This is a genomic window from Micromonospora sp. ABR4_055 (genome assembly GCF_056160425.1).
The window spans coordinates 1-7,211 of record NZ_JBSWXD010000233.1 but is presented as its reverse complement, the minus strand read 5'-3'; the positions used below and the strand labels follow the sequence as shown (position 1 = coordinate 7,211).

General features: G+C 74.3%; 6 protein-coding genes. All 6 read right to left on the bottom strand.

The annotated features are described in order from the left end of the window. On the bottom strand, positions 1–1,348 hold a 1,348-nt coding region (allB, locus tag ACXAHD_RS30520; protein ID WP_475054910.1), incomplete at its 3' end, for an allantoinase AllB. Next, positions 1,338–2,624: a DUF6986 family protein gene (locus tag ACXAHD_RS30515; RefSeq protein WP_289212920.1), complete on the bottom strand. Its 1,287-nt coding sequence runs from the start codon at positions 2,622–2,624 to the stop codon at positions 1,338–1,340. The genes allB and ACXAHD_RS30515, both read right to left, overlap by 11 nt. Continuing rightward, a complete protein-coding gene (gene aceB, locus ACXAHD_RS30510; RefSeq protein ID WP_289212921.1) occupies positions 2,624–4,210 on the bottom strand; it encodes a malate synthase A in 1,587 nt (528 codons plus the stop codon). The genes ACXAHD_RS30515 and aceB overlap by 1 nt, the downstream gene beginning before the upstream one ends. Continuing rightward, the gene (locus ACXAHD_RS30505; protein WP_475054909.1) at positions 4,207–5,610 is read right to left on the bottom strand and encodes an 8-oxoguanine deaminase; all 1,404 of its coding nucleotides are present in this window, start codon (positions 5,608–5,610) and stop codon (positions 4,207–4,209) included. Before ACXAHD_RS30505 ends, aceB begins: the two co-directional genes overlap by 4 nt. After that, positions 5,604–6,464, bottom strand: coding sequence for a factor-independent urate hydroxylase (gene pucL, locus ACXAHD_RS30500; protein WP_289212922.1), 861 nt, complete (start codon positions 6,462–6,464; stop codon positions 5,604–5,606). The genes ACXAHD_RS30505 and pucL overlap by 7 nt, the downstream gene beginning before the upstream one ends. Positions 6,465–6,468: 4 nt before the next feature. Further along, on the bottom strand, positions 6,469–7,211 hold a 743-nt coding region (gene uraH / locus ACXAHD_RS30495; protein ID WP_475054906.1), incomplete at its 5' end, for a hydroxyisourate hydrolase.

Sequence of the window (7,211 nt, the reverse complement as noted above, 5' to 3'; positions counted from 1 at the left end):
GGTGTTGGGGTGTGCTTTGCGCCCCCCCCCCCCCCTCCCCCCCCCCCCCCCTCCCCCCCCCCCCCCCCCCCCCCCCCCCCCCCCCCCCCCCCCCCAGCCAGGTGGCCCGGACGATGCCGGTCAGGCGTCGTCCGGCGTACGGGGTGATGGGATGCCGTTGCCGCAGCCGGCCGGGATCGACGTGGTAGCTCGGCGCCGGGTCGAAGGCGACCAGGTCAGCGTCGGCGCCGACCGTGAGCCGGCCCTTGGCGGGCAGCCCCACCAGGTCGGCCGGGCCCTGGCACATCCACCGGACCACGTCACCGAGACCGAATCCACGCCGACGGGCCTCGGTCCAGACCGCCGGCAGCCCCATCTGCACCGAGGCGATGCCTCCCCAGGCGGCGGCGAAGTCCCCGGTGTCGGGTGCCTTCAGCGCGGGCAGGCAGGGGGAATGGTCGGAGACCACGCACGAGATGGTGCCGTCGGCCAGGGCTGCCCACAGCGCGTCCTGGTTGTCGCGCTGCCGGATTGGCGGACAGCATTTGAACTCGGTGGCGCCGTCCGGGATCTCCTCGGCGGCCAGGGTCAGGTAGTGCGGGCAGGTCTCGGCGCTGACCGGTACCCCGGCCCGGCGGGCAGCGGCCAGCACCGGCACCGCGCCGGCGGCGGACAGGTGCAGGATGTGCAGCCGGGCACCGACCCGACGGGCGACGTCGATGGCGGCGGTGACCGCCTCGATCTCGGCGGCCGGCGGCCGGCTGGCGAGGAAGTCCCGGTAGCGGGTCGAGGAGGCGGCGGCCATGAGCTGGTCGGGTTGTTCGGCGTGCACCACGAACAGGGCGGGTACGGCAGCCAACGCGGCGGCGAGCTGACCGGTGTCCAGTGGGGGGAACTCCGGCACCCCGGAGTCGGCAAGGAACGCCTTGAACCCGAAGACCCCGGCGGCGTACAGGTCGGGCATCACCTGCTGGTTGCCGGGGACCGCGCCGCCCCAGAAGCCGACGTCGACATGGCACTGCCCGGCGGCGGCCCGCCGTTTGACGGCCAGCGCGGCCGGGTCGACGGTCGGCGGAAGGCTGTTCAACGGCATGTCGACGATGGTGGTGACGCCGCCGGAGGCGGCGGCCAGCGTGGCGGTGGCGAACCCTTCCCATTCGGTACGGCCGGGTTCGTTGACGTGCACGTGGGTGTCGACGAGTCCGGGCAGCAGCGCGACGTTGCCGAGGTCGCTGTCGACCGTCGCCGGCACGTGTTCCCGGTAGTCGGCGACGGCGACGATCCGACCGTCCCCGACGGCGATGGCGGCCGGACGCTCGCCGTCGGGGAGCACCGTGCGGCGGGACCGCAGTACCAGATCAACGGGCATGGTCGGTGGGCTCCTCACCGGACGCGGTCGGCAGGTGGGCGGTCGGCCCGGCATCGCGGTCGGCGGCCGGAGCGGCCTCGGCGGAGCCCGGACCGGCCAGGGTGGTCAGTACGGTGCGGTCGAAACCGGCGTCGGCCGGGTCGACGGCGCCGCAGTCCAGCCCGCGCAGCAGGAACCGGGCCAGCGCCCGGGCGGTCGCCGGCTCGTCGAGGATCCCGCCGGACCGGCGGGCGAGGTAGGCGTCGAGCCGCCGGACGGTTTGCTCCCGGCCGGCGCGGTAGAACGCGTAGGTCGCGGCGAACCGGGTCGGCAACTGGTGCGGGTGCAGGTCCCAGCCCTGGTAGAAGCCGCGTTCCAGGGATCTGCGGACCAGGCCGGCGTGGCGCTGCCAGGCGGAGCGCACCGTCTCGGTGTCGCCGACCGGCAGGATGTTGGTGGAGCCGTCGCTGAGCGGTACACCGGTGCCGGCGGCGGCCACCTGCATGACGGCCTTCGCGTGGTCGGAACTTGGATGGTCCATACTCAGGTAATCGGCGGCGATGCCGCAGGCGGTTCCGTAGTCGTAGGTGCCGAAGTGGAGTCCGGCACACCGTCCGGCTGACTCATCGATCAGCCGGGCGACGGTCGCGGTGCCGTCGGGAGCGAGGATCGCCGCCGGAGTCTCGATCTGGATCTCGAACCGCAGCGCCCCGTCCACCAGCCCGTACGCCTGCTCCAGCCGGCCGCAGACGTCGACCATCGCGGCGACCTGGGCCGGGTGGCTCACCTTCGGCAGGGTGACCACGAAGCCGTCGGGCGGCCCAGCGCAGGCGTCCAGAAAAAGGTCGAGGCTGCGGACCGCCCGCCGCCGGGTGGCCGCCTCCAGACACTTGATCCGCACCCCGACGCGGGGTGGGCCCACGCCGGCGGCCCGTGCCTCGGTCAACGCACGTGCCGCGGCCCGCAGGTCGGCGTCCTCGATGGCGTCGTCGCGTACGCCGTACCCGTCCTCGACGTCGATGCGCAGGTCCTCGACCGGCTCGCGGGCCAGTTTGGCGCGTACCCGCCGGTCCAGCTCGACCGGGTACGGTGCCGGCGGATGGGCGTCCAGCGCGGCCAACGCCGCCGCACCCCAGGTCGGCACCAGGTCGGCGGTGACCCGGTCGGCGGGCACGTACACGGTGTGCACCGGCTGGCGCCCGGACGCCTCGCCCGGATAGCGGGCCCGCAGCGCGGCGTCGACGTCGGCGAGCAGGTCGTCCAACGCGGCGTACACCGCCGGATCGAGCCGGGCCATCAGTCGATCAACCGGTACGCCGGCAGGGTCAGGAAGTCGACGTAGTCGGGACCAAGGGCGACCTCCTCGAACAACGCCCGGGCCTGCGGGAACCGGCTCGCCGTCCAGTCCGGTTCGGACAGCACGGCGCGGATCGCGGCGAGTTCGGCGTCACCGATGGTCCGGACCAGATCGGCGGTCACCAGGGTGCCATCGGGCAGCCGTACCTCATTGCGGATCCACTGCCAGATCTGGGACCGAGAGATCTCGGCGGTGGCCGCGTCCTCCATCAGGTTGTCGATCGCCACCGCACCGTTGCCGCGCAGCCAGGCCTCCAGGTAGCGCACCGCGACGGCGACGTTCGCGCGCAGCCCGGCCTCGGTGACGGCACCGCCGGTGGCGGCGACGTCCAGCAGCTGCGCGGCGGTGACCGACACGTCCGGGCGCTGCCGGTCGAGCTGGTTGGGCCGGTCGCCGAGGACCTCGTCGAACACCTCGCGGCAGACCGGCACCAGGTCGGGGTGGGCGACCCAGGACCCGTCGAAGCCGTCGGCGGCCTCCCGCCTCTTGTCGGCCCGGACCTGGTCGACGGCGCGGGCGGTGACGTCGGCGTCCCGCCGGTTCGGGATGAACGCCGACATCCCGCCGATCGCCATCGCGCCGCGCCGGTGGCAGGTGGCGACCAGCAGCTCGGTGTAGGCCCGCATGAACGGCGCGGTCATGGTCACCGCCGCCCGGTCCGGCAGCACGAACCGCCCACCGGCGTCGCGGAAGTTCTTGATGAGGCTGAACAGGTAGTCCCACCGGCCGGCGTTGAGCCCGGCGGCGTACGGGCCGAGTGCCCACAGGATCTCGTCCATCTCGAACGCCGCGGTGATCGTCTCGATCAGCACGGTGGCCCGGATGCTCCCGGCCGGCAGGCCGAGCGTCTGCTCGACATGGACGAACACGTCATGCCACAGCGCGGCCTCCTCGTGGCTTTCCGTCTTGGCCAGGTAGAGGTAGGGGCCACTGCCCCGACGCAGCAGCTCGGCGGCGTTGTGGAACAGGTACAGGCCGGCGTCGACCAGCGCGCCGACGGCCGGCGCGCCGTCGAAGACGAGGTGCCGCTCGTCGAGGTGCCAGCCACGGGGCCGGACCACGATCGTCGGGTACGGCCCGGGGCCGAGCCGGTACGTCTTCGTCTCGGTCCGCAGCTCGATGGTGCGTCGCACGGCGTCGGCGAGGTTGCGTTGCCCGTCGACCACGTTCACCCAGTGCGGGGTGTTCGCATCCTCCAGGTCGGCCAGCCACACCCGGGCACCGGAGTTCAATGCGTTGACGGTCATCTTGCGGTCGGTGGGCCCGGTGATCTCCACCCGCCGGTCGGCCAGGTCGGGCGGGGGCGGCGGCACCGTCCAGCTGCCGGCCCGCACCTGCGCGGTGTCGGCCCGGAAGTCCAGCCGGCCGGTGCGGGCGATGTCGGCCCGGCGGCGGCTCCGGGCGGCGAGCAGCTCGGTCCGCCGGCCGGCGAACCGACGGTGCAGTCCGCCGAGGAACGCCACCGCGTCGCCGGTCAGCACGTCGCCGGTAGGTGGCAGCGGGTCGACCTGGCTGCGGGGTATCAAAGGTCACTCCTGTTCGACGGGGCCGGGGACATCAGGGCCCGGTGCGCGCGGGCGGCCCGGCGGGCCAGGTCGGCGGCGTCGGCGGTGCGCAGCTCGGCGCGTTCGACGACCGGCCGGCCGGCGACCAGGAGCAGCTCCACCGGTGCGGGTGGGCCGAGCACCAGTGCGGCGACCGGGTCGTCGATGCCGGCGTGGCCGAGCCCGTCGACCCGCCACAGCGCGACGTCGGCGAGCTTGGCCACCTCAAGCGAGCCGATCTCGGCTGCCCGGCCCAGGCAGCGCGCGCCGCCGATGGTGCCCAACGCGAGGGCGTCGCGGGCGGTCAGCGCCGCCGGCCCGCCGCGCAGCCGGGCCGCGTACAGCGACTGGCGCAGCTCCGCGCCGAGGTGGCCGACCTCCTGGCTGGCGGCGCCGTCGACGCCCAGGCCGACCGGTACGCCGGCGGCGAGCAGATCGGTCACCCGGGCGGTGCCGGCGCCGAGCCGGGCGTTCGAGCTGGGACAGTGCGCGACGCCGGTGCCGGTGGCGCCGAGCCGGGCCACCGCCGCGTCGTCGAGGTGGACGCCGTGTGCCAGCCACACGTCGTCGCCGAGCCAGCCGAGCTGTTCGGCGTACTGCACCGGGGTGCAGCCGTGCGTGGTCCGGCAGTACTCCTCCTCCTCGACGGTTTCGGCGAGGTGGGTGTGCAGCCGGACCCCCCGGCGGCGGGCCAGTTCGGCCGACTCGCGCATCAGCCGGGGGGTGACCGAGAACGGCGAGCAGGGGGCCACGGCGACCCGCAGCATCGACTCCGGCGCCGGGTCGTGCCAGCGGTCGATCGCCGCCTCAGTCGCGGCCAGCGCGGCGTCGGTGTCCTCCACGGTGGAGTCCGGGGGCAGCCCACCGGCCGAGCGGCCGAGGTCCATCGAACCCCGGCAGGGATGGAACCGCAGCCCGATCCGGCGCGCGGCGTCGATCTCGGCGGCGAACAGGTCACCGCCGTCGCGGGGGAAGACGTAGTGGTGGTCGGTGCTGGTGGTGCAGCCGGACAGCGCCAGCCAGCCGAGGTTGGCCGCGGCTGCGTCATGCACCGTGTCGGCGTCCATCCGCGACCAGACCGGGTAGAGGGTGGTCAGCCAGCCGAACAGGTTCTGCTGCTGGGCCAGGCCACGGGTGGCCCACTGGTAGAGGTGGTGATGGGTGTTGACCAGGCCGGGGGTGGCCAGGCAGCCGGTGCCGTCGACCCGGCGTACCCGGCGCTGGTCCCCGCCGGTGAGCGTGTCGAGCAGGCCGGCGGGCACGTCGCCGGGGCCGACGGCGGCGATGTGGCCGTCGTCGCCGACGACGAGATGCCCGTCGCGGTGCTCGGTGCCGGCGGCGTCGACCGTGGCGACGGCGGCGCCGGTGACGACGATCACCACTGCCCCAGCTCCGGCGGCGCGTCGTCGCGGGTGACGGTGCCCTCGATCAGCCCGTACGGCCGGTCGGCGGCGACGAACACGCTGTTCGGGTTGTCCAGGCCGAACGGGCTCAGGTCGACCAGCAGGTGGTGCTTGTTCGGCAGGGCCAGCCGCACCTCCACCACGTCGGGCCGGTCGGTCAGCACCCGCTCACCCATCGCGTACAGGGTCTGCTGCAGGGACCGGCTGTAGGTGCCGACGAACGCGTCGACCAGCGCCTGCCGTACGGCCGCGTGGGCGGCGTCGAAGCCGCCGGGCGGCGCGGTGCCGGCGTAGCGCCACCGGGCGTCCACGGCGGTGGCGAGGATCCGGTCGTCGGCCTCCGGCAGGGTGGTGTACGGGTCGACGACGTAGCCCCGGAACTCCGAGTCGGTGGAGTTGAGCAGGACCAGGTCGGACAGGCCGGCGATCACCTCCGCCCGGTCGCCGTCGTAGCGGACCGTGACGGTACGGGTGGAGCCGCCGTCGCGTTCGAACGAGTGCGGCCCCAGCCGTCGCCAGTCGTACTGCTCGATGTCGACGCGGGCCCGGCTGATGCCGGGCTGGCTGTCCACGAAGTGCCGGGCCAGCAGCAGGCCGAACTCCTCGGCGCTGGCGACGCCGTGACGACGGGCGAACGCGTACACCGTGTTCTTCTGCGTGTCGGTCGGCAGCACCTGGCTGTTGTCGCCGGTGAGGTGAGTGGCGGCGAGGTCACCGGCGAGCGCGACGGAGACGTTGAGGTCGCGCAGGGTGTGCCGGTCGCCGTCCCGGTCCACCCGGACCACCCGGGTCTGCGCCTTGCCGTACCGGTTCGGCCCCAGAACGATTCCCATCCGGTCAGCTCCCTCGGTAAGTGGTGTAGCCGTACGGGCTCAGCAGCAGCGGCACGTGATGGTGGCGGGCGGCGTCGCGGACGGTGAACACCACCGGGATCTCGGTGTAGAAGGCATCCACCCCGAGCCGGTCGGCCACGTCGAACACCAGCCGGTAGGTGCCGGCGGCCCAGCCGGCGCCCGGCACCCAGTCACGCAGCCGGCCGTCGGCGTCGGTGTGTCCGGTGGCGACGGTGCGCCAGCCGCCCCCCGGGTCGGCAGCGTCGAGTCGCACGGTGATACCGGTCGCCGGGGTGCCGGTGGTGGTGTCCAGCACGTGGCTGGACAGCGGCGCCGGCCCGGCGAGGTCGTCGACGAGTCGGCGCAGGCGCAGGGCGGCGATGTCGCCGAGCTCGGTGCGGACCACGCCCTGCTCGGTGTCCGGGTCGTGGTGCAGCCGCTGCCGGGCGGCGGCCACCAGTTCCGCGGCGCCACGGCCGTTCGCGAAGATCAGGAAGCGGTACCCGAACCGCTGCTCGTAGGCGTCGTTGACCTCAGCCAGTTCGGTCGCGACGCCGGGGCCGGAAGCGACGGTGCCGGGGCCGGGGCCGGAAGCGACCGTGCCGGAAGCGGCCGTAGCCGCCGCCTGCTCGCGACGGGACCACTGGGCGTCCCGGCCGGTGCCGGTGGGCGGCCGACCGATCCGCGGGTGGACGGCGACCGCGTCGGCCACCTCCGGCCAGGGCAGCGCACCGACCTGCGCCCGCG

Excerpts from the sequence above, each read along its gene's own strand:
- ACXAHD_RS30515 (WP_289212920.1), bottom strand. The coding sequence starts at position 2,624 with ATGGCCCGGCTCGATCCGGCGGTGTACGCCGCGTTGGACGACCTGCTC.
- pucL (WP_289212922.1), bottom strand. The coding sequence starts at position 6,464 with ATGGGAATCGTTCTGGGGCCGAACCGGTACGGCAAGGCGCAGACCCGG.